Consider the following 20,326-nt stretch of genomic DNA (forward strand, 5'->3'; position numbering starts at 1 on the left):
TCTCTCTGTCGGGAACCGCATCGAGCACCCTGGAAAGGAGGCTCTAACCTGTGCGGTTACGGCATCGAGCGCGCCGGGGGAGCGCCTGCGGCCAGGGCATCTGCCATCCGCGCCTGAAACATCAGGATGAGGTCGCGCAGTTCCGGTTCGTGGACCCGCTTGGCGGCTTCGCTAAAGGATATCCACTCAAGCTTGCGCTCGCCTCTTTCCTTGAAGTTCTTTGCCAGTTCGGTGACCGCAAGCGCATAGACCTGAACCCGGCATGGCACCTTGATGCCGTCCTTCAGAACCTTCGGATAGGTGAACGAGCCCAGCGCTTCCGTTTCCACCGTGCCGCGAACGCCGGCTTCCTCGAAAGCCTCAATGGCGGCGACCTCGTGCGACAGCTTGCCCGACATGGGCCAACCCTTGGGAATGACCCAGCGACCCGTATCGCGGCTGGTCATCAACAGCATTTCCGGCTCGCCCGTCTTCTTTTTGAAGCGATAGCACAGGGCCGCGTATTGCTGCCTCGGCGGGCGGCGAAACATCAGGCGCATATCTGCAGCCAATCGGTCGAGTAGCGTCAAGGGTCGTGTCACCTTTACAATTTCTGGTGGGAATCAATCTTCGGCACCAGTTTACGTCAAACGCAACCAGAACCTACTGAGATAGCAAAATTCGATCCGATTTTACCGTGTTGATTATCAATAAATACACTGCTTCATCTTCAAAAAGCGTCGTCCGCCGTCCTGGAGACGACGAACTGCGACATACACGGACTGTTGATGTCTAGAATCTCTAATATATGTCGGAGACGATGCGTTTCAATTCCCGGCAAGTCGTCCAGACCAACGTTTTAAAATAGGGCAAAAATTAAAGAGTTTCCCTTACTGTTTGAGCATCACTGATGAGCGAACCGTGGGGGTTGCCAGCTCAAAATATAGGAATTGCCGACCATGTGGCATGGACGACTGCTCTCGATCGGCATCTGCCTCTTTGCAACGCAAGGTCTGGCTGCCGAGCGCTATTATTGTGCAGTGGACGATGCCAACATCAAGCTCAGCATCGATGCTGGCTTTGTCGATGCGCCCGGCCGCAAGCTCAACCATTTTCGGGGAGCGCTGATCGCCAAATCGGCGCAGGTGCCGGACGATTTTCGCAAGTTGATGCTGGACTCCAGCCAGTTGAGCGAAAACTGGTCCTTCGGCGACGACCTGCGCCTTGCGATCGTCGCCTACAATGGCAACGGCGACAACGCTGCCAGCGCCGAATTGGTGGTCCTAGCCTCCGGCAAGGGAAATGCTGCGCCGATGCAGGGGAGCTACACGCTTACCTTCGGCACGCCCGATAATGCCAAGCCCGTCAAGCTCACCGGACGCCTGACGTGCAACGCCCAGTAATCGGCTTCAGAATTTGAAAGACACACCAAAGTTGACGGCATTGGTGAAGACCCGCGTCTTCAGCGTGTCGCCGCTGTCGATGGAGACGTTGTCGACGAAGGAATAGTTGCCCTTGTACTCGACGAACGTCGCCCAGTGTTTGCTGATCTCGTAGCTGACACCGGCCTGCGCCTGCAGGGCCAGGCCGCCGAACTCATAGTCGAACGTACGTCCGGAGGCGCGGGTCACTTCCACATGCGGCACGTTGATGCCGGCACCGGCGCCGAGATAGGGCGTCCATTTGCGGGACGGGTCCTGAAAACGATAGAGCGCATTGGCAGTCAGAAGATTAAGACCGTCGGTGAATTCGAAGTGTGACCAGCCCGGCGTGTTTCCGAGGTCGCCATAGACCTTGGCATGGGTGTAGTCGAGCGAGACGCCCCAGTTGGGCGCGTTCAGCTCATCCAGCCACCAGGTGCCGCGAACGCCGTAATAGGGCGGGTTGCTGAAAGACTTGCCGGACCAGTTCGGGTCGAAGTCGGCACCGTCCGATGTCGTGACATTGCTGCCGGTCGCTCCTTGCACACCGCCATAGGCGGAAAACACCATGTCGGCGAAGGCGTCGTCGGCAGTCGCCCAGACAGCGAGAAATGTCAGTGCGGCAAAGGCAGGCTGGCGAATGCTGTTGGCAAGATGCATGCGAGATCCCCCGAACTATTCAGGGATGTATTGATGTCCCGCTTTGATGACAGGGCTATTACAACACCCCCGCCAGGATCGCCCTTGGAGATGCAATGCCGTCAAAGACAAAGAAAGGCGGCCCATTGGCCGCCCTCGCTGGTGGTCACTCACACACAATCAGCCGCCTAAGCCGCCGAACAATGTCCGAAGCACATCCATGCCGTGGTCCTTGTAGCTGACCTCGCCCTGCTTGTTACCGGGGCCGACGACGATCACCTTGGTGCCGACAGGCACATGGCCGTAGAGGTCGGCGACATCGGCATTCATCATCCGGATGCAGCCGGACGACAGGTTGAGGCCGATGGTCCAGGGCTGGTTGGTGCCGTGGATGCGGAAAATCGTGTCGTGGCCGTTCTGGTAGAGGTACATGGCGCGCGCGCCGAGCGGATTGCTCTCGCCGCCGGGCACCGACGCCGGAAGCGGATGGCCCTCCCTGGCTTCGCGCACCCGCATTTCCGCCGGCGGCGTCCAGACAGGCCACTCGGCTTTGCGGCCGATGGTGACGATGCCCGACCAGCCGAAACCATCGCGACCGACACCGATCCCATAACGGGTGGCGCGGTTGTTGCCCTCGACGAGGTAGAGAAACTTGTTGTTGGTATCGACGATGATCGTGCCGGGTGCTTCATTGGTCACCAGCCGGACCAGACGCTTGTGGAACTGCGCGGGCACGGTCCGGTTCGGTTTGACGTTGCGAACCGCATCGTTGGCGGTCGTCATCGGCGCGGCGGCGGCCACGGCGAACATGCATGACAGCGCGACGGCGCTTGCCGCCATCAGCCGAATAACTTGCTTCATCCTCGATGTCCTCTGATCTAAAGTTCGAGAGGCTAATCAAACGGATTGGAATTTCAAGGTCGACGGATGGGGCTTGGGGCTTTTTGACCGATGGCGGCCGGCTTTTCCATCAGCCGGTCGCCATCCATTGCAAAATTACATCACTATGACGCGCGTAATTACATCACTATGACGCGCGTACCGACCTTCACCCGGTCGAACAGGTCGCTGACGTCTTCGTTGCGAAGACGGATGCAGCCGGACGAAACGGCGCTGCCGATGGTCCAGGGCGCGTTGGTGCCGTGGATGCGATAAAGCGTCGATCCGAGATACATGGCGCGGGCGCCGAGGGGATTGCCGGTGCCGCCTTCCATGTGTGCCGGCAGGTAGTGGCCCTTGGCGGCTTCGCGCGTGATCATCTCCGATGGCGGCGTCCAGCCCGGCCATTCCTCCTTGCGGGTAATGGTGTGGGCGCCAGCCCATTCGAAGCCCGGCTTGCCGACGCCGACGCCATAGCGCCGCGCCTTTCCACCGTCCATGACGAGGTAAAGGAAGCGGTTGTTGGTATCGATGACGATCGTGCCCGGGCGTTCCTTGGTCTGGTAATCGACCATCTGCGGAAAATATTGCGGATCGAGCGTCGAGCGTATGACGGGAAGGTTCGGCCGCACATTGGCCACCGTCTGCACCGGCCTGCCGCCGAACAGCGGCCGCGAGGCGCGCTGCTGGAACAAGCCGCGCGGCTGGGGAGCCACTGGCCGCGGATAGACGACGGGCTGCACAGTGCTGCCGCCGAGCTGCATCACCCACGGAGCGCTGAGATCGGCGCTGATGATGACGGGCGGGCGGGTTTGGTAGCGGTCGGTGGCAAGGGCAGGGGCGGCCAAAAGGGTGGCAACACCGAGGCCAAGCAAAATAGACTGTTTCATCATCGGACGGACTCTCTACAATGGACCGAGGATCGGGCGTTATCGCGCACGGTTCGACGATAATCGTGACATCAGCCGGCCAGCGAATGGTAAACGGCGGTTCACGAAAATGCCGCTGATCTGGTAAACCTTTCGTCAGGGTTACCGGTTGGTTTGGAAATACGGTTTGCAAATCGTAAACTTGGGAAGGAATGCATTCCGCGATGACTGCAACGGGACTGATTACGGGAGAGGATGGCCGGGAGCGCTGCTTCTGGCACGGCAATCTGCCGGAATATCTGCGCTATCACGACGAGGAATGGGGCCGTCCCGTCACCGACGATGTGAGGCTGTTCGAGAAGATCTGCCTCGAGGGGTTCCAGTCAGGTCTCTCCTGGCTGACGATCCTGCGCAAGCGCGACAATTTCCGCGCCGCCTTCGCAGGCTTCGATTTCAACCGGGTCGCGCTGTTCGATGACGCCGATATCGAGCGCTGCGTTGCCGATGCAGGGATCATTCGTCATCGCGGCAAGATCGTTTCGACCATCAACAATGCCCGCCGCGCCATCGAACTCAAGGACGAGTTCGGGTCGCTCGCCCGCTACTTCTGGAGCCATGAGCCGAAACCCGAAGAGCGCCCTCCAGTCGTCGACCGTGCGACGCTCTCGGCCAACCCGACCACGGCTGCGTCCGTGCGTTTCTCCAAGGACCTGAAGAAACGTGGCTGGACTTTTGTCGGCCCAACGACGATCTATGCTTTCATGCAGGCCATGGGTCTGGTCAACGATCATCTTGAGGGCTGCTATTGCCGGGACAGTGTGGAAAAGATGCGCAACGCCCTGGTGCGGCCATGAGGCCGCTGCTCCTGGCGGTTAGCGTATGGCTCGCCATCACGGCTTCCATGATCCCGGTTCACGCCGAGGACAGCAAGGCGCCGCCCCTGCAGGTGCCCGAACTCGACCGTGGCGAAGAGCTGGAAAAGCTCGGCTTCCCGGCCGTCACCGAGAAACTGACCGGCTGGACCAAGTTCGGCAAGGGCAAGGTCTACACCCTGCCGATCAAGGCCGGGCAACATGTCAGGATCACCTTCGCCTCGAAAAGCCGCTACGCGTTCATGGCGATCTTCGACCTGACCTCGAGCGCCGACGAAGCTTTCTTCGGCACCGACGAGGATGGAATGACCGCCGACGTCACCGTCAGCGCCGATACCACCTGGTTCATCAAGCCCTATTATTCCCGCGTCACCCGCCGCCGAGGCCTCGGTGCGCCCTATTCGATCCTGATCGAGCCGCTGCCGCCAGGAACACCACAGCAGTCGGCACCGGCGCCAACGCCGGCCCCCGACAAGCCCTCGCTTTTTCCGCCAAGGTGATAGGAGTGACGGCATGGTAAGCATTTCTTGACAACGGCAGGCTATCCATCTCCGATCGTCGGAGGTCGCCATGGTTGTGCTTCATCAGGGAATGCTGGCGCATTTCAGCTGCAATCAGCGCATGGGCATACTCTTTCTTGCGGCAGTCGCGCTGCAAGGGCTGATGCTGGCATAGCTGGCGTGGGGCGTTTACTATCCGAGATCCGACTACGGATATCGTGAAGCCTATAGGATTTCGACATTGGACGGACAATCCCCGTTCTCCCGCCATCGCATCATCGCACTGGCGGTCTGGATGGCTGTCGTGTCCTTGGTTGCCGCCGTCTGCATGGCGTCACGTACCGAAACCCTGCTGTCTATGGACGACCGTTTTATCACAGAGACCAGCTGCATCGGTCCCTTTGCGCAGGAGTACAAGCTGGACCGCCCGCTCGCTTTGGTGGAACACAGGACCGAAAGGGAGTGGCTGCCCCGGCGCAAAGGGCCGGACCACTATCTCGCCATTTTGCAGCCTGGAAAGCCAAGAACATTGTTCATCGATCTGAAGGGCCGCCGGAACGCGCCTGAACTGGTTACTCTTGCGCCGCGCGCCATGCAGGAATACGCCGCTGCCTTACGCAACTCGGGCGAGATGAAGCCACTGAGCCAGGTTACACCTGTGCCAGCCCCTCGATCAGCGCCCTGAGCTCCCCGAGATCAGCGATCTTGCGAAACCGGGGTGCATCCTTCGGCTCCTCGACATGCTCGTAGACCCAGGTGAGCGCATGCGGCACGAAGACGCCGTAGCTGCCGGCGGCGATTGCCGGCACGATGTCGGACTTCAGCGAGTTGCCGACCATCATAGCCCGCTCCGGCCCGTCGCCGAGCTTGGAGAAAATGCGGCGATAGGTGGTTGCCGTCTTGTCCGAGACGATCTCCACCGCGTCGAAGAAATCGCCGAGCCCGGATTGCGCCAGCTTGCGCTCCTGGTCGAATAGGTCGCCCTTGGTGATCAGCACCAGCAGGTAATGCCCGGCCAGCGCCTCCAAGGTCTCGCGGGCATGGGGCAGGGTCTCTACCGGATGCGACAGCAAATCCCTGCCGATGTCGAGAATGTCGGCAATGACTTTGGCGGGCACCGTGCATTCGGTGATTTCGATCGCGGTCTCGATCATCGACAGGGTAAAGCCCTTGATGCCGAAACCATAATGGGCGAGGTTGCGGCGTTCGGCAGCCAGCAGCCGTTCGGACACCCTGTCGCCCTCGGCATAATCTGCAAGAAGTTCGGTGAAGTGCTTTTCTGTCAGCTGGTAGAATTGCTCGTTCTGCCAGAGCGTATCGTCGGCATCGAAGCCGATGGTCGTCAGCGGACGGAGGGCCATGGCCATCTTCCTCGTCGGTTTGCAGAGCCCGATCTTATCGGGTCCACGCGCAGAGACAAGATGTTTGGCTGGCATCACGGATGCGTGAGTGCATCCTGACCCTTCGTTGCAATCCGGTCCCCCCGCGTTATGTCCGGGAGGCAATGCGCTGGCATTGCGGCCCGTGGCGGCCCCACCGCCGAAGATTTATGAAAATTCATGAGATTTAGATCCTGCGGCCGAATAAGAGGAAATCCACATGCGCTATAATCAGCTTGGCAATACAGGCCTGTTCGTCTCCGAACTCTGCCTCGGCACCATGACCTTCGGCGAAGCCGGCGGTGGCAGCACCTGGGGCGCGATCGCCGATGTCGACCAGGACGCGGCCGACAAGATCGTCGAGAAATCGCTCGCCGCCGGCGTCAACTTCATCGATACCGCTGACGTCTATTCCTTCGGCGTCTCCGAGACCATCCTTGGGCAGGCGCTGCAAAACCTCGAAGTGCCGCGCAAGGACGTCGTGATCGCCACCAAGGTGTTCGGCGTCATGGGTGAGAAGCCCAACGACCGCGGCGCCTCGCGCGGCCACATCATGGATTCGGTCGAGGCCAGCCTCGAGCGGCTGCAGGTCGATCATATCGATCTCTACCAGATCCATGCGACCGACTCGGTCACCCCGATCGACGAGACGCTGCGCGCCCTCGACGATCTCGTCTCGGGCGGCCTGGTGCGCTATGTCGGCGTCTCCAACTGGCAGGCCTGGCGCATCGAAAAGGCGCTCGGCATTTCCGAGCGGCGCGGCTTTGCCCGCTTCGAGACCGTGCAGGCCTACTACTCGATCGCCGGCCGCGACATCGAGCGCGAGATCGTGCCGATGATGGCGGAGGAAAAGATGGGCCTGATGGTCTGGTCGCCGCTGGCCGGCGGGCTGCTGTCCGGCAAATATGGTCCGGGCGCACCCGGCAATGGAGAAGGCCGCCGCGCCAGCTTCGACTTTCCGCCCGTCGACAAGGACCGCGCCTGGGCCTGCGTCGCCGCCATGCGCGACGTCGCTGCCAAGCACGATGCCAGCGTTGCCGAAGTCGCTCTCGCCTGGATCCTCGCCAAGCCCTTCGTCACCAGCGTCATCATCGGAGCCAAGCGCGTCGAGCAGCTCGACCAGAACCTCAATGCCGTCGACCTCAAGCTCGATGCGGAAGACATGGGCATGCTCGACGAGATCAGCGCCCTCGATGCCGAATATCCGGGCTGGATGATGCCGCGCCAGAACGCCGGTCGTCGCCCGCAGCCCTTCGACCCGAAGGCCTGATGGTTCGCCGCCGCCGCTCCGGTTTGCCGGGGCGGCGCTTATCTTCAGGAACGTCTCCGAAAACGGTGCGGCGGGTCGCAGGAAGCCGGTAAATCGGGCGCTACTTTTTATGCGCCTTCAGCCAGGCTTCCATGTCCTTGATTTCCTTTTCCTGCGCGGCGATCACGGCCTTGGCCAGCTTGCGCAGCTCCGGATCCTTGCCATATTGCAGCTCGACCTTGGCCATGGCGATCGCGCCCTGGTGGTGGGGTATCATGCCGCGCACGAAATCCGTATCGGCATCGCCGCTATAGGTCAGCGCCATGTCCTTGTGCATCTTGGCATTGGCATCCGCATAGGCGCGGCTCGAAGGCCCCTGGTCGCCCATCGGCTTGCTCATATCCATATTGGCCATGTCATCGGCAAAGGCTGCCGAAGAGCCGAGCATGACGGCGAAGGCGACGAAGAGAGTTTTCATGGGCGGGGCTTCCTTGTTCGATAGGGAGTTGTCGGGTGGAAACAAGCGGCTCGGCATAACGCTGCTCAGATCTTGGCCGCCTTGCGCAGCGCATCGTTGATGCGGCCCTGCCAGCCCTTGCCGGTGGCCTTGAAGGCATCGATGACATCGGGATCGAGCCGCAGCGAGATCTGCCGCTTCGGCGCTTCCACCGCAGGTCGGCCTCGGGCACGCCGGATGCTTTCGGCGAGATCCGGAAAAACCTCGGCGAATGGCCTCGCGTTCTTGAAGTCTTCCTCTGTCCATTCCGGATTGTCGGGATCTGCGGCAATTCCTTCCTGAATTCTCGCTTCTTCGGCGTCAGTGAGGATACGGCGTCTGTGACCTATATCTTTCATAGAGGCTCCTTTCCTTACGGCTCGCAGGTCGCAGCGAAATCAGCGACATTCCCTCAATTCCAAGTCTGACGAAGATGACGGCCACCGTATCTTCAGCGAGGTCGCCGATTGCCTTCAGGCGTCCGTCTCGTGCGTTGAGGATCATCGCCTCGGCAAAGAATCCCAACTCGAGTTCGCGAAAATCAAGCCGATGCTTCTCGACGTTTTTGAGGCGCTTGCGTTCGTCCCAGATGATCTTCATCGCGATCATACCTGCTTCATGAATACGTGTCGATAATAAAAGTACTACATTAAAACAGTCCGGGGCCCGATGTCATCGGGGCGATAGCCGGGAGGCTATGACGTCGTGGACGATCTGGTAGTCCTTGCTTTCCTCGCCGAGCGGCGCCACCGGCCAGCGCCAGCGATCGATCGCCGCAGGCGGGGAGATGCCGAGCAGCAGGTCAGATCTCTCGTGCGTCCGCCCGGTGCGGTCGATGACGGCATAGGCGATATCAGTGACGAGGCATGTGCGGCAGGCAAGGGCGGAAAGACCCCGGAGATGGGCTTCGACCAGCACAGCGGCGGTATCGTCCGGCATGCGGCCCTTGGCCTCCGCCGCCAGCCGTCTCTGCACACCGCGCCCGATCTGCGACAGCAGGTTGGCCGAGACGACGAAATCCAGATAGGGAACCTGCCTGAGGAAGCCGAGCGGCTCCAGCGGTTCCCGAGCCTCGATCTGGTCATAGCCGGAGACGTCGCGCTCGATCAGCCTGACAGCGCCGAGGCGCCGGGCCTTCAGCGAAAGCCTCACCGAAGCCAGATGCACGAGATCGATGAGCACCACGGTGTCGAAGGCCTCCACCAACGCCTTGATCGGCACGTCACGCAACAGCCCGGAGCCGAGCACCACGGCAGTTCGCCGCTGTTTCAGATCGGCTATTGCCTCCAGCATCGCCTTCTGGCTCCGCCTCTCGTGCTCCGCCCAGGCCTTGCGGCAGCGCCTGGCGCGCGACCAGAGGCTGACGGACGAGCGGATGAAACGCCTGTGCGATGGTGAGGTGAGGGGAAGTGTGGCGAGGTGCAGGAGGGCCTCGGCGATCATCGGCGATAATCGCGCTCAGTCGGAAGCGCGCCTTCAGCCCGAAGTCCGATGTCTTCCAAATGCCGCCAAGCGACTCGCTTTCTCATTCACACCGCCTCGACGCATCTTATATCGGTGAAACTGGCATTTTTCGCAGGCAACCGCCAGTCGCCGAATTCCGAGCCCAACCCTTGCCGCAATCGGCCCGATCCGCTAGGAAACCGCCACTGTCACAGGACCGGAATGCAGCGCCATGAACGACAAGCAGAAGAAGCCCCAGAAGCTGAGAGCCCGCCTGCCGCGCGGCTTTGGTGATCGCACTGCCACCGATATCCATGCCACCAACGAGATGATCGCGAAAATCCGCGAGGTCTACGAGCGCTATGGCTTCGACCCGATCGAGACGCCGCAGTTCGAATATACCGATGCCCTCGGCAAGTTCCTGCCCGACAGCGATCGCCCGAACGAGGGCGTGTTCTCGCTGCAGGACGACGACGAGCAGTGGATGAGCCTGCGCTACGACCTGACAGCGCCGCTCGCCCGTCATGTCGCGGAGAATTTCAACGAGATCCAGCTGCCCTACCGCACCTACCGCCAGGGCTACGTCTTCCGCAACGAAAAGCCCGGCCCCGGCCGCTTCCGCCAGTTCATGCAGTTCGACGCCGACACGGTGGGCGCGCCGGGCGTGCAGGCCGATGCCGAGATGTGCATGATGATGGCGGATACCATGGAAGCGCTCGGTATCAAGCGCGGCGACTATGTGATCCGGGTGAATAATCGCAAGGTTCTGGACGGGGTCATGGAAGCGATCGGCCTCGGCGGCGAGGAGCATGCTGGCCGCCGGCTAAATGTGCTGCGCGCTATCGACAAGCTCGACAAGTTCGGTGCCGAAGGTGTCAGGTTGCTGCTCGGGGCAGGTCGCAGAGATGAGAGCGGCGATTTCACCAAGGGCGCAGGGCTGGACGAAGAACAGCAGAGCGAAATTGTTAAGTTCATCGAAGCTGCACAGAACGGTGGAGCGCCAAGCTTCTTTCAGGATCTGGAATCGACGCTGCTGACGAAGAGCGTAAGCGGTTTGCAAGGTCTCGAAGAACTGGCAACCATGAGTAACCTATTTTATGCAGCCGGTTATTCTGGGAATCGCATCAAGATCGACCCATCAGTCGTCCGCGGCCTCGAATACTACACCGGCCCTGTCTACGAAGCCGAGCTCACCTTCGACGTCACCAACGAAAAAGGCGAAAAGGTCGTCTTTGGCTCGGTCGGCGGCGGCGGTCGCTATGATGGCCTCGTCTCGCGCTTCATGGGCCAGCCGGTGCCGGCCACCGGCTTCTCCATCGGCGTGTCGCGCCTGATGACGGCGCTGAAGAACCTTGGCAAGCTCGGGCAGGACGAGGTGCTTGCGCCCGTCCTCGTCACCGTCATGGATGGCGATGTCGACAGCATGGGGCGCTACCAGCGCTTCACGCAGGATCTTCGCAATGCCGGCATCCGGGCCGAAATGTACCAGGGCAACTGGAAGAAATTCGGCAACCAGCTGAAATATGCCGACCGTCGCGGCTGCCCGATCGCCATCATCCAGGGTGGCGACGAGCGCGCCGAGGGTGTTGTTCAGATCAAGGACCTGATCGAGGGCAAGCGGCTCTCGGGCGAGATCGAGGACAATGTCGCCTGGCGCGAAGCGCGGGTTGCGCAGGAAACGGTGCCGGAAGCCGATCTCGTCGCCAAGGTGCGCGAGATCCTGGCGGCCCAGGCCGAAGACCGCAAGCAGGCCGGGCAGGGCCGATGAGCGCAGCGACAGTCAATCGCCTCGAAATCGCCGTCTCCAAGGCCGTCCTGCAGGAGGCAGCACCTTGCCGTTGATCGACCTTCCCGCCTTCGCGCCCGATCTGCTCTCCGAGTTTGCGGCGCGCCGCACCACGCGGGTCGATACGCCCGTGATCCAGCCGGCCGAGCCGTTTCTCGACATGGCCGGCGAGGACCTGCGGCGCCGGATTTTCATGACCGAGAGCGAGACCGGCGAAAGCCTCTGCCTGCGCCCGGAATTCACCATTCCTGTCTGCCTGCGCCACATCGAAACGGCGACAGGCACGCCGAAGCGCTATTCCTATCTCGGCGAGGTGTTTCGCCAGCGCCGCGACGGTAGCCATGAATTCTACCAGGCCGGTATCGAGGACCTCGGCGATATCAGCATCTCCAGCGCCGACGCGCGGGCGATCGGCGATGCGACCGGCATCCTGACCCGTCTGCTTCCGGGTCGCCGCCTTCAGGTAACCCTAGGCGACCAGGCGGTGTTCGAAGCCGTCGTTCAGGCCCTTGGCCTGCCGCTCGGCTGGCAGAAGCGGCTCATCCATGCCTTCGGCAATACCGAACAGTTGCAGGCCCTGCTTGCCCGGCTGGTTAGCCCGCAATTCGTCACCGACATCGATGACGATGTCGCCCGGCTGGTCGGCGCCGATGACGAGACGGCCCTGATCGCCCATATCGACAACACCATGCAGGCGACCGGCTATTCGAGCAATGCCAGCCGCTCGCCGGCCGAGATCGCCCGGCGGCTGAAGGAAAAGCTGGTGCTTTCCGAAACCAGGCTCGACGATGCGGCTTACGGTGTTCTCGAGGAGTTCCTGTCGCTGAAAGTGCCGCTGTTCAACGCATCGGCAGCCTTGGCCGGCTTTGCTGATGCCGCAGGTCTGCGCCTCGGAAACGCCCTGTCGCGTTTCGACGGCCGTGTCGCGGCGCTTGCCAATGCCGGCGTCGATCTGACCACCATCGAATACCGCGCCGCTTTCGGGCGGCCGCTCGATTATTATACCGGCCTCGTCTTCGAGGTCACGGCGGAGGGATCAACGGCGGTGCTGGCCGGCGGCGGCCGCTTCGACCGGCTGATGGCGCTGCTCGGCGCGCAGAACCGCATTCCGGCCGTGGGCTTTGCGCTCTGGCTCGATCGGATACAGAGCGAGAGGGCACCGGCATGACCATCACCATAGCCCTGCCGTCCAAGGGCCGCATGAAGGACGATGCTTCCGATATTTTCGCCCGTGCGGGACTGCCGATCGTCGCCGTCGGCAACGATCGCTCCTATCGCGGCCGCATCGAGGGCCGGGATGGTATCGAAATCGCATTCCTCTCCGCCTCGGAAATCTCGCGCGAGATCGGCAATGGCAGCGTCGATTTCGGCGTCACCGGCGAGGACCTCATCCGCGAAGGGCTGGCGGAAGCTGACCGTCGCGTCGAGTTCTGCGCCCGGCTCGGCTTCGGCAAGGCGGATGTCGTCGTTGCCGTGCCGGAGATCTGGCTCGATGTAGACACCATGGCCGACCTCGGCGATGTTGCTGCCGATTTCCGCAGCCGTCGCGGCCGTCGCCTGACCATTGCCACGAAATACGGGCGCCTGACCCAGCAGTTCTTCTCCAGCCAGCACGGCATCCAGCTCTATCGGATCGTCGAGAGCCTGGGCGCTACAGAGGGTGCGCCTGCCTCCGGTTCGGCCGATATCATCGTCGATATCACGTCGACCGGATCGACCCTCCGGGCCAATCATCTGAAGGTCTTGTCTGACGGCATCATCCTGCGTTCCGAGGCCTGCCTGGTCCGGGCCCGAAAGGATGGCCACGCGGACGATCCTCAGGTGGCCGAAATCATTGCCGCGGTGAGCGGCGCCCTTTCCGTTTAAGTCGACTGACAATGCAAACAGCCCGCCGTGCGAACGGCGGGCTGTTTGGTCAGAAGAATGTTTCGTCCTTAGGCGGCGACGGCGTAGGAGCCGCGGCGGGCGTCGAGGGAGTAGAGGCCGGGGCCGAAGGTAGCGAGCATGATATATGCGCCGGCCAGCGTGAAGTTCTTCATCACCATGATCTGGTTCAGCGCGTTGATCCAGCCGAGTGCTGCATCCGGAAAGCCCGGGACGCTGACGGTGGGAAGATGGAACACCAGGGCGGTAAAGATGCAGAAGGCGGCCAGCGCCCAGCCAACGATGCGTGTCTGGAAGCCCACCAGCACGCAGACGCCGGTGACGAGTTCAAACAGGCCCGCAAGGTAGGTCAGAAGCGTGGCTGCAGGCATGCCGGCGCCGGCGATCATGCCCGAGGTTCCAGTCGGGTCGGCAAGCTTGCCGAAGCCGGCAAAGATGAACATGAAAGCCAGCAGGATGCGGGCGACGAGAATAACAATATGATTGGTGTTGGACATCGGTGGCTCCAAATTCCATTGCCGAACGCGGCAATTCCTGGGAGCGATATTGGCCATTTTTCGCTGGCTGAATAGATGAACGGTAAAAGACATATCGTTTACTAAAGATGAACAACCTGCAGATCATCTGCCTTTTGCTTTTCGAGACAAAGCACTATCATCTCGCCTGTCATTTCACTTTTACCGATAGGGCAATCCGATGGCCGATCTCTCCTCGTTTCCAATCACCCAGCGCTGGCCCGCCAGCAATTCCGATATCATCCAGCTCTATTCGCTGCCGACGCCGAACGGCGTCAAGGTGTCGATCGCGCTTGAGGAACTGGGACTCCCCTACGAGCCACATCTCGTTTCCTTCGGCACAAACGATCAGAAAACGCCGGAATTTCTGTCGCTGAACCCCAACGGGCGCATCCCGGCGATGATCGATCCGAACGGACCGGATGGCAAACCCATTGGCCTGTTCGAATCGGGCGCCATCCTCGTCTATCTCGCAGAGAAGACGGGCAAGCTTATGCCGACGGACGCAGCGGGGCGATACGAAGTGCTGCAGTGGGTGTTTTTCCAGATGGGCGGCATCGGCCCGATGTTCGGTCAGTTCGGCCACTTCTTCAAGTTCGCAGCCGACAAGGTGGCCAACAACAGTTATCCAGTCGAACGCTATCGCGATGAAAGCAAGCGGCTATTGGGTGTCCTCGAAGATCGGCTGAAGGACCGCCAGTGGCTGATGGGCGATCTCTACTCCATCGCCGACATCGCGAGTTTCCCCTGGGTGAGGGGCGTCGACGTCTTCTATGGTGGCAAGGACGTGCTCGAGCTCGAAAGTTTCCCACGGGTGATGGATTGGGTCGCCCGCGCCACCACCCGCCCAGCCAGTCAGAAGGGCCTGAATATCCCCAAGCGTGATTGATGCTGCTGTCGCGCGGCTACCGGTGCACTCTCGCCGGTAGCTATGGATTCGAAAGACTTACTGGCGGCTGACGAGCCTGTCGGATTCGCCGAGCTTGAAGCGTGGGAACAGAAAGACGCCGACCATGCTGCCGGAATGCTGCTCCTCCGTGCCGATCGATTCGCCAACGCAGAAGATTGGCTGGCGCTGGTAGCCTTGGGTGAGCACGGTCGTGGAAAAGCAAAAGGACGAGGATGCTGTCGCTGCTTGCTCGAACAATTGGAGGATGCGCGCGTGATCATGAGTGTCGTAGCAGCGCATCAGTTTCAGCAGGCCGCATTCCGTCGATGACAGGCCATGCAGGATCGAGCTCAAGTGGCCCATCTTGATGACGCCGTTGGCGAGGTCCCCGATCCACCCCTCGGAAACGCAGAATTGAGCAAGGAGTTCCTGGTCGCCACTTTCCATCTCGAGCGATCCCGATATGAAAGGTGCAGCAAGATTGGCTTTGGCAATCTTAAACAAACGTTCCTCACTCCCGTCCGATTAACTGGTAACCACTTACACCATCAGATTGCAATTTGCCGTTCAGACCTGTTGTCGTGCCGGAGCCATCAAACATCATCTCGGCAACTTTTGCCACCAGCAGCCGTCTCAACGCTGACAAGCGATGGTCGTGTCGTCCACACTTTAGTGGTCGCGGGCTTTTCACGCATCCTCGTTGCCGAAGGTTATCCTCCGACGACCGGGTGCATTTCCATCCCCTGTAACCACACGCAAAAATTTTATAGAAGATTTATGAAAAACAGCAATACAATTTAAATGAAATATTGTTTATATTCGCTTTAACGAATATATTTACTGTATTGGAGCTAGCTCTCTCTAAAAATGCCAAAATCGAATTTTTGCTATTCTAGCGGAGTGCTTGAAAACACATTCAGATAAGCGACGGCGTCCATATGGGGTGAAAAGAAATCCGCTGTGAACTATTCAATCGCACCAGTGAGACTTAATGTTCCGATCCTTTGCCACTTTCAATCGATACGCTATCGCTATGGCGGAGCGTACCGCAAACGGGGTGTTCAATACCAGCCCGTGGCGGCGGCGTCAAATCTGAACTGGCGACTCCAGTACATGTGAATATCCGGAGTACCTCGTAAAAATTCAATTTCTGATAGAGTGCGATGCTGCTCAAATTGCGGGCCGCTGGCATCTCAACAAAAAAGGGCGACCCGAAGGCCGCCCTTTCCGTCTCAGCGATGATCCGATGGGATCACATCATGTCCATGCCGCCCATGCCGCCCATGCCGCCGCCCATTCCGCCGCCCATGCCGCCAGCCGATTCCTTCTTAGGAGCTTCGGCAATCATGGCTTCGGTGGTGATCAGGAGCGAGGCAACCGAGGCTGCGTTCTGCAGAGCCGTACGGACAACCTTGACCGGATCGACGATACCCATGGCGATCATGTCGCCATATTCGCCGGTCTGGGCATTGTAGCCGTAGTTGTCGGTGTTGCTTTCGAGGATCTTGCCGACGATGATCGAGCCTTCGTCACCAGCGTTTTCTGCGATCTGGCGAACCAGCGACTGCAGGGACTTGCGGATGATGTTGATGCCGGCCGTCTGGTCGTCGTTGGCGCCCTTGATGTTGAGGACGACAGAAGCGCGCAGAAGTGCGGTACCGCCGCCGGGGACGATGCCTTCCTGTACGGCAGCGCGCGTTGCGTTCAGCGCGTCGTCGATACGGTCCTTCTTTTCCTTGACTTCAACTTCCGTTGCACCGCCGACGCGGATAACGGCAACGCCGCCAGCGAGCTTGGCAAGACGTTCCTGCAGCTTTTCGCGGTCGTAGTCAGAAGTCGTCTCTTCGATCTGAGCCTTGATCTGCGCGACGCGGCCTTCGATGTCGGACTTCTGGCCCGAACCGTCGACGATCGTCGTGTTTTCCTTGGTGATCGATACCTTCTTGGCGCGGCCGAGCATTTCGAGCGTAACCGACTCGAGCTTGATGCCGATGTCTTCGGAGATGACAGTGCCGCCCGTCAGGATTGCGATGTCTTCCAGCATGGCCTTGCGGCGATCGCCGAAGCCAGGAGCCTTGACGGCAGCAATCTTCAGGCCGCCACGCAGCTTGTTGACGACGAGCGTTGCAAGAGCTTCGCCTTCGACGTCTTCAGAGATGATGAGGAGCGGCTTGCCGGTCTGAACGACGGCTTCGAGAACCGGCAGCATGGCCTGCAGGTTGGAGAGCTTCTTCTCGTGCAGGAGAATGTAAGCGTCTTCCAGTTCGGCAACCATCTTTTCAGGGTTGGTTACGAAGTAGGGGCTGAGGTAGCCGCGGTCGAACTGCATGCCTTCGACGACTTCGAGTTCGGTTTCGGCGGTCTTGGCTTCTTCAACCGTGATGACGCCTTCATTGCCGACCTTCTGCATCGCTTCAGCGATGTACTGGCCGATTTCCTTCTCGCCATTGGCAGAGATCGTGCCGACCTGGGCAACTTCTTCCGAAGTGTTGATCTTCTTGGCCTTGGAGACGATGTCCTTGACGACTTCGGCAACAGCAAGATCGATGCCGCGCTTCAGGTCCATCGGGTTCATGCCGGCAGCAACAGCCTTGCCGCCTTCGCGAACGATAGCCTGGGCGAGAACGGTTGCCGTCGTGGTGCCGTCGCCGGCGATGTCGTTGGTCTTCGAAGCAACTTCGCGGACCATCTGGGCGCCCATGTTTTCGAACTTGTCTTCGAGTTCGATTTCCTTGGCGACAGAAACGCCGTCCTTGGTGATGCGCGGAGCGCCGAAGGACTTGTCGATGATGACGTTGCGGCCCTTAGGACCGAGCGTGACCTTCACTGCGTCAGCGAGGATATCGACGCCGCGCAGCATCTTTTCGCGCGCAGTACGGCCGAACTTAATTTCTTTAGCTGCCATGTTAAAAACTCCCGGGCTGGTGCCCAATTGGTTTTATGGAATTGGTGACGAAGACGACCGGCTGGATTAGCCGATGATCCCCATGATGTCGGCTTCCTTCATGATCAGAAGGTCTTCGCCGTCGAGCTTGACTTCAGTGCCCGACCACTTGCCGAACAGGATGCGGTCGCCAGCCTTGACGTCCAAAGGAATGATCGTGCCCTTGTCGTCACGAACGCCGGTGCCGACAGCGACGATTTCGCCTTCCTGCGGCTTTTCCTTGGCGGTGTCAGGAATGATGATGCCGCCCTTTGTCTTGGCTTCAGATTCGACGCGGCGTACAACGACGCGGTCGTGCAGCGGACGGAAATTGGTGGTTGCCATTGTCTAATCCCTCGATCGAATGACATTCACGGATCACGGGGGATCCGTATGGGTGATGTTGGCACTCAGCCTCGGCGAGTGCTAACAACCTGCATGTAAGGACGGTGTCCGGGGGAGTCAAGAATGACCCTAGCGATTTTTTGTGCTGGAATTGTGAACCGGCGATCGATGCGGCGCGCGGCTTCTAGCGCCGTTTTTGCTGTGTCGGCGACCGTGCCGGCCGATCCCCGAGAGCCCGGCCAGCGGTTTTTCAGACTTGTAATCTCCGAGCCGGTTTGCGATGTGAACCGCAACGCGTATCATCGGAAGAATTCAGAGCATGGCCAAGCGTATCGACAGCCTCCGCGATCTCACCAATGACTATGATGTCGTCTTGTGCGACGTCTGGGGCGTATTGCACAACGGCGTCGTTGCCAATGCCGATGCATCTGCGGCGCTGGAATCCGCCCGCAGTCGCGGCCAGACGGTGGTGCTGATCACCAATTCCCCGCGCATCTCGTCGCAGGTCGTGCCGCAGCTGCGCACGATCGGCGTTTCCGACGGCGCCTATGACCGCATCGTTACCTCGGGCGACGTCACCCGCACCCTGATTGCCGAGGGTCCGAAGAAGGTGTTCCTGCTCGGTCCCGACCGCGACCTGGCGCTGATCGAAGGCATCGGCGTCGACCGGGTTTCCGCCGACGAGGCGGACTCGGTGGTCTGCACCGGCTTCTTCGACGACGAGACCGAGACGCCGGAAGACTATACGGACATGCTGAAGGCCTTCCAGGCGCGCAACGTGCCGATGATCTGCGCCAATCCAGATTTGATCGTCGAGCGCGGCCACCGGATGATCCCCTGCGCCGGCGCCATGGCGGCCTATTACAACCAGATGGGCGGCCAGACCCGCGTCGCCGGCAAGCCGCATCGGCCGATCTACGAGGCAAGCCTTGCCGCCGCCCGAGCTGTCAGGGGCGATTTCGACCTGTCGCGCGTCGTTGCCATCGGCGACGGCATGCCGACGGATGTGCGCGGCGCGCTCGGCTACGGGCTCGATCTTCTCTATATCAGCCAAGGCATCCATGCTGCGGAATACACGATCAACGGCGAAGCGGATGAGGCGATCCTGCACGCTTTCCTGGACAGAGAACAGGCGGCACCGAAATGGTGGATGCCGGCACTTGCCTGATGCAGTCGGAACAGTGACCCCATGACCGTTTTCCACCGCAACGAGACCCGCGAGCCGCTGCCTCCGCACCTGAAGGGCGGCGTCATCGCCATCGGCAATTTCGACGGTGTCCATCGCGGCCACCAGTCGGTGCTGGAGCGGGCACTGGAGATCGCCAGGGCGCGCGGCGTGCCGGCGCTGGTGCTGACCTTCGAGCCGCACCCCCGGACCGTCTTCCGCCCCGACCAGCCGGTGTTCCGCCTGACGCCTGCGCCCTTGAAGGCGCGCATCTGCGAGGCGCTCGGCTTCGACGCCGTCATCGAATATCCGTTCGACCGCGAGTTCTCGCAGCGCTCGGCCGATGATTTCGTCCATTCCATCCTGATCGACTGGCTCGGTGCCTCCGAGGTCGTCACCGGCTTCGATTTCCATTTCGGCCACGGGCGCGAGGGCGGTCCGGCCTTCCTGATGAACGCCGGCAGCCGCAACGGTTTTGGCGTGACGCTGATCGACGCCTTCCGCGACGAGAATGCCGAGGTGGTGTCCTCGAGCCGCATTCGGGCGCTGCTGGTGGACGGCGAGATGGCGGAGGCAGCCGGCCTGCTCGGCTATCGCTATCTGGCCGAATCCGAGGTCATCGGCGGCGAGAAACTGGGCCGGACGCTGGGTTATCCGACCGCCAACATGCGGCTGCCGGCGGAGACCGAATTGCGCTCCGGCATCTATGCCGTGCGATTTCGCACGGCCGACGGCGTCATGCACGATGGCGTCGCCAGCTATGGCCGTCGCCCGACAGTTACCGAAAACGGCGCTCCGTTGCTCGAGACCTATGTCTTCGATTTCAGCGGCGACCTCTATGGCCAGCTCTGCTCCGTATCGTTCTTCGCCTACCTCAGGCCTGAACTGAAGTTCGACGGACTTGAGCCGCTGATCGCCCAGATGCGCAACGACGAAGCCGAGGCGAGGGCGCTGCTTGCAGGCGTGATGCCGCTGGGCGCGCTGGATCGCATCCTCAATAGCTGATGCCGCGCTGCACAATCGAATTGTGTGGTTTTCAAGGCAAAATACTTGCGCAGCCAAGCTTAGCGTTTATGCCTTGATAATCGTCAAG

24 protein-coding genes are annotated in these 20,326 nt (G+C 60.6%); 11 read left to right on the top strand and 13 right to left on the bottom strand.

The features are described 5' to 3' along the window. Positions 1-56 precede the first annotated feature (56 nt). On the bottom strand, positions 57-569 hold the full coding sequence (locus VH564_RS01140) for an NUDIX hydrolase (protein ID WP_423337994.1): 513 nt from the start codon (positions 567-569) through the stop codon (positions 57-59). A gap of 369 nt (positions 570-938) precedes the next feature. On the opposite strand from VH564_RS01140, the gene VH564_RS01145 reads away from it, so the two are divergent. Further along, the gene (locus tag VH564_RS01145; protein ID WP_423337995.1) at positions 939-1,382 is read left to right on the top strand and encodes a hypothetical protein; all 444 of its coding nucleotides are present in this window, start codon (positions 939-941) and stop codon (positions 1,380-1,382) included. A 6-nt stretch (positions 1,383-1,388) separates the two neighbouring features. Here the strand turns inward: VH564_RS01145 and VH564_RS01150 are convergent, their stop codons facing one another. The 3 genes from VH564_RS01150 to VH564_RS01160 form a co-directional block, all read right to left on the bottom strand. Continuing rightward, positions 1,389-2,060, bottom strand: coding sequence for an outer membrane protein (locus VH564_RS01150; protein ID WP_423337996.1), 672 nt, complete (start codon positions 2,058-2,060; stop codon positions 1,389-1,391). A gap of 159 nt (positions 2,061-2,219) precedes the next feature. After that, the gene (locus VH564_RS01155; RefSeq protein WP_423337997.1) at positions 2,220-2,900 is read right to left on the bottom strand and encodes a L,D-transpeptidase; all 681 of its coding nucleotides are present in this window, start codon (positions 2,898-2,900) and stop codon (positions 2,220-2,222) included. A gap of 158 nt (positions 2,901-3,058) precedes the next feature. Next, a complete protein-coding gene (locus VH564_RS01160; protein WP_423337998.1) occupies positions 3,059-3,811 on the bottom strand; it encodes a L,D-transpeptidase in 753 nt (250 codons plus the stop codon). Between the two features lie 200 nt (positions 3,812-4,011). On the opposite strand from VH564_RS01160, the gene VH564_RS01165 reads away from it, so the two are divergent. From VH564_RS01165 to VH564_RS01175, 3 genes are all read left to right on the top strand, one after another. Then, positions 4,012-4,641 (top strand): DNA-3-methyladenine glycosylase I, encoded by a 630-nt coding sequence (locus VH564_RS01165; RefSeq protein WP_423337999.1) that lies wholly within the window; start codon positions 4,012-4,014, stop codon positions 4,639-4,641. Next, the gene (locus tag VH564_RS01170; protein WP_423338000.1) at positions 4,638-5,159 is read left to right on the top strand and encodes a hypothetical protein; all 522 of its coding nucleotides are present in this window, start codon (positions 4,638-4,640) and stop codon (positions 5,157-5,159) included. The genes VH564_RS01165 and VH564_RS01170 overlap by 4 nt, the downstream gene beginning before the upstream one ends. 241 nt (positions 5,160-5,400) lie before the next feature. Further along, entirely contained in the window at positions 5,401-5,844 is a 444-nt protein-coding gene (locus VH564_RS01175) for a hypothetical protein (protein ID WP_423338001.1), read from the top strand. Here the strand turns inward: VH564_RS01175 and VH564_RS01180 are convergent. Further along, positions 5,810-6,520, bottom strand: a complete 711-nt coding sequence (locus VH564_RS01180; protein WP_423338002.1) for an HAD family hydrolase — start codon at positions 6,518-6,520, stop codon at positions 5,810-5,812. The two genes, VH564_RS01175 and VH564_RS01180, sit on opposite strands and share 35 nt — an antisense overlap. Positions 6,521-6,758: 238 nt before the next feature. Here VH564_RS01180 and VH564_RS01185 point away from each other — a divergent pair, with 238 nt between their 5' ends. Beyond that, complete coding sequence (locus VH564_RS01185) at positions 6,759-7,808, top strand: aldo/keto reductase (RefSeq protein WP_423338003.1); 1,050 nt, start codon at positions 6,759-6,761, stop codon at positions 7,806-7,808. Positions 7,809-7,908: 100 nt separating this feature from the next. Here the strand turns inward: VH564_RS01185 and copM are convergent, their stop codons facing one another. From copM to VH564_RS01205, 4 genes are all read right to left on the bottom strand, one after another. After that, positions 7,909-8,265, bottom strand: coding sequence for a CopM family metallochaperone (gene copM, locus VH564_RS01190; RefSeq protein ID WP_423338004.1), 357 nt, complete (start codon positions 8,263-8,265; stop codon positions 7,909-7,911). Positions 8,266-8,330: 65 nt separating this feature from the next. Beyond that, positions 8,331-8,642: a BrnA antitoxin family protein gene (locus VH564_RS01195; RefSeq protein WP_423338005.1), complete on the bottom strand. Its 312-nt coding sequence runs from the start codon at positions 8,640-8,642 to the stop codon at positions 8,331-8,333. Continuing rightward, positions 8,605-8,892 carry a BrnT family toxin gene (locus VH564_RS01200; protein WP_423338006.1) on the bottom strand — a complete coding sequence of 96 codons (288 nt, stop codon included), beginning with the start codon at positions 8,890-8,892 and terminating at the stop codon, positions 8,605-8,607. The genes VH564_RS01195 and VH564_RS01200 overlap by 38 nt, the downstream gene beginning before the upstream one ends. Before the next feature lie 63 nt (positions 8,893-8,955). Next, a complete protein-coding gene (locus VH564_RS01205) occupies positions 8,956-9,726 on the bottom strand; it encodes a hypothetical protein (protein ID WP_423338007.1) in 771 nt (256 codons plus the stop codon). A 232-nt stretch (positions 9,727-9,958) separates the two neighbouring features. Between VH564_RS01205 and hisS the strand changes: the two genes are divergently transcribed. From hisS to hisG, 3 genes are all read left to right on the top strand, one after another. After that, positions 9,959-11,494, top strand: coding sequence for a histidine--tRNA ligase (gene hisS, locus VH564_RS01210; protein WP_423338008.1), 1,536 nt, complete (start codon positions 9,959-9,961; stop codon positions 11,492-11,494). A 64-nt stretch (positions 11,495-11,558) separates the two neighbouring features. Next, positions 11,559-12,680 carry an ATP phosphoribosyltransferase regulatory subunit gene (locus VH564_RS01215; protein ID WP_423338009.1) on the top strand — a complete coding sequence of 374 codons (1,122 nt, stop codon included), beginning with the start codon at positions 11,559-11,561 and terminating at the stop codon, positions 12,678-12,680. After that, positions 12,677-13,378 (top strand): ATP phosphoribosyltransferase, encoded by a 702-nt coding sequence (gene hisG, locus VH564_RS01220; RefSeq protein WP_423338010.1) that lies wholly within the window; start codon positions 12,677-12,679, stop codon positions 13,376-13,378. The genes VH564_RS01215 and hisG overlap by 4 nt, the downstream gene beginning before the upstream one ends. Before the next feature lie 68 nt (positions 13,379-13,446). Here hisG and VH564_RS01225 read toward each other — a convergent pair whose 3' ends face one another. Continuing rightward, complete coding sequence (locus VH564_RS01225; protein WP_423338011.1) at positions 13,447-13,893, bottom strand: DoxX family protein; 447 nt, start codon at positions 13,891-13,893, stop codon at positions 13,447-13,449. Between the two features lie 199 nt (positions 13,894-14,092). On the opposite strand from VH564_RS01225, the gene VH564_RS01230 reads away from it, so the two are divergent. After that, positions 14,093-14,800, top strand: coding sequence for a glutathione binding-like protein (locus VH564_RS01230; protein ID WP_423338012.1), 708 nt, complete (start codon positions 14,093-14,095; stop codon positions 14,798-14,800). 57 nt (positions 14,801-14,857) lie between these two features. Here the strand turns inward: VH564_RS01230 and VH564_RS01235 are convergent, their stop codons facing one another. The 3 genes from VH564_RS01235 to groES all read right to left on the bottom strand — a co-directional run bounded on the left by VH564_RS01235 (position 14,858) and on the right by groES (position 18,068). Beyond that, positions 14,858-15,304 (bottom strand): hypothetical protein, encoded by a 447-nt coding sequence (locus VH564_RS01235; protein ID WP_423338013.1) that lies wholly within the window; start codon positions 15,302-15,304, stop codon positions 14,858-14,860. A gap of 748 nt (positions 15,305-16,052) precedes the next feature. Continuing rightward, on the bottom strand, positions 16,053-17,705 hold the full coding sequence (gene groL, locus VH564_RS01240) for a chaperonin GroEL (protein ID WP_423338014.1): 1,653 nt from the start codon (positions 17,703-17,705) through the stop codon (positions 16,053-16,055). A gap of 66 nt (positions 17,706-17,771) precedes the next feature. Next, positions 17,772-18,068 carry a co-chaperone GroES gene (gene groES, locus VH564_RS01245; RefSeq protein ID WP_142824105.1) on the bottom strand — a complete coding sequence of 99 codons (297 nt, stop codon included), beginning with the start codon at positions 18,066-18,068 and terminating at the stop codon, positions 17,772-17,774. 319 nt (positions 18,069-18,387) lie between these two features. Here groES and VH564_RS01250 point away from each other — a divergent pair, with 319 nt between their 5' ends. Together VH564_RS01250 and VH564_RS01255 are read left to right on the top strand one after the other, a co-directional pair. Continuing rightward, positions 18,388-19,236, top strand: coding sequence for a TIGR01459 family HAD-type hydrolase (locus tag VH564_RS01250; RefSeq protein WP_423338015.1), 849 nt, complete (start codon positions 18,388-18,390; stop codon positions 19,234-19,236). A gap of 21 nt (positions 19,237-19,257) precedes the next feature. Next, positions 19,258-20,238 (top strand): bifunctional riboflavin kinase/FAD synthetase, encoded by a 981-nt coding sequence (locus VH564_RS01255; RefSeq protein WP_423338016.1) that lies wholly within the window; start codon positions 19,258-19,260, stop codon positions 20,236-20,238. Positions 20,239-20,326: the final 88 nt, after the last annotated feature.

The organism is Rhizobium sp. HT1-10 (genome assembly GCF_049472505.1).
GTDB lineage: Bacteria > Pseudomonadota > Alphaproteobacteria > Rhizobiales > Rhizobiaceae > Rhizobium.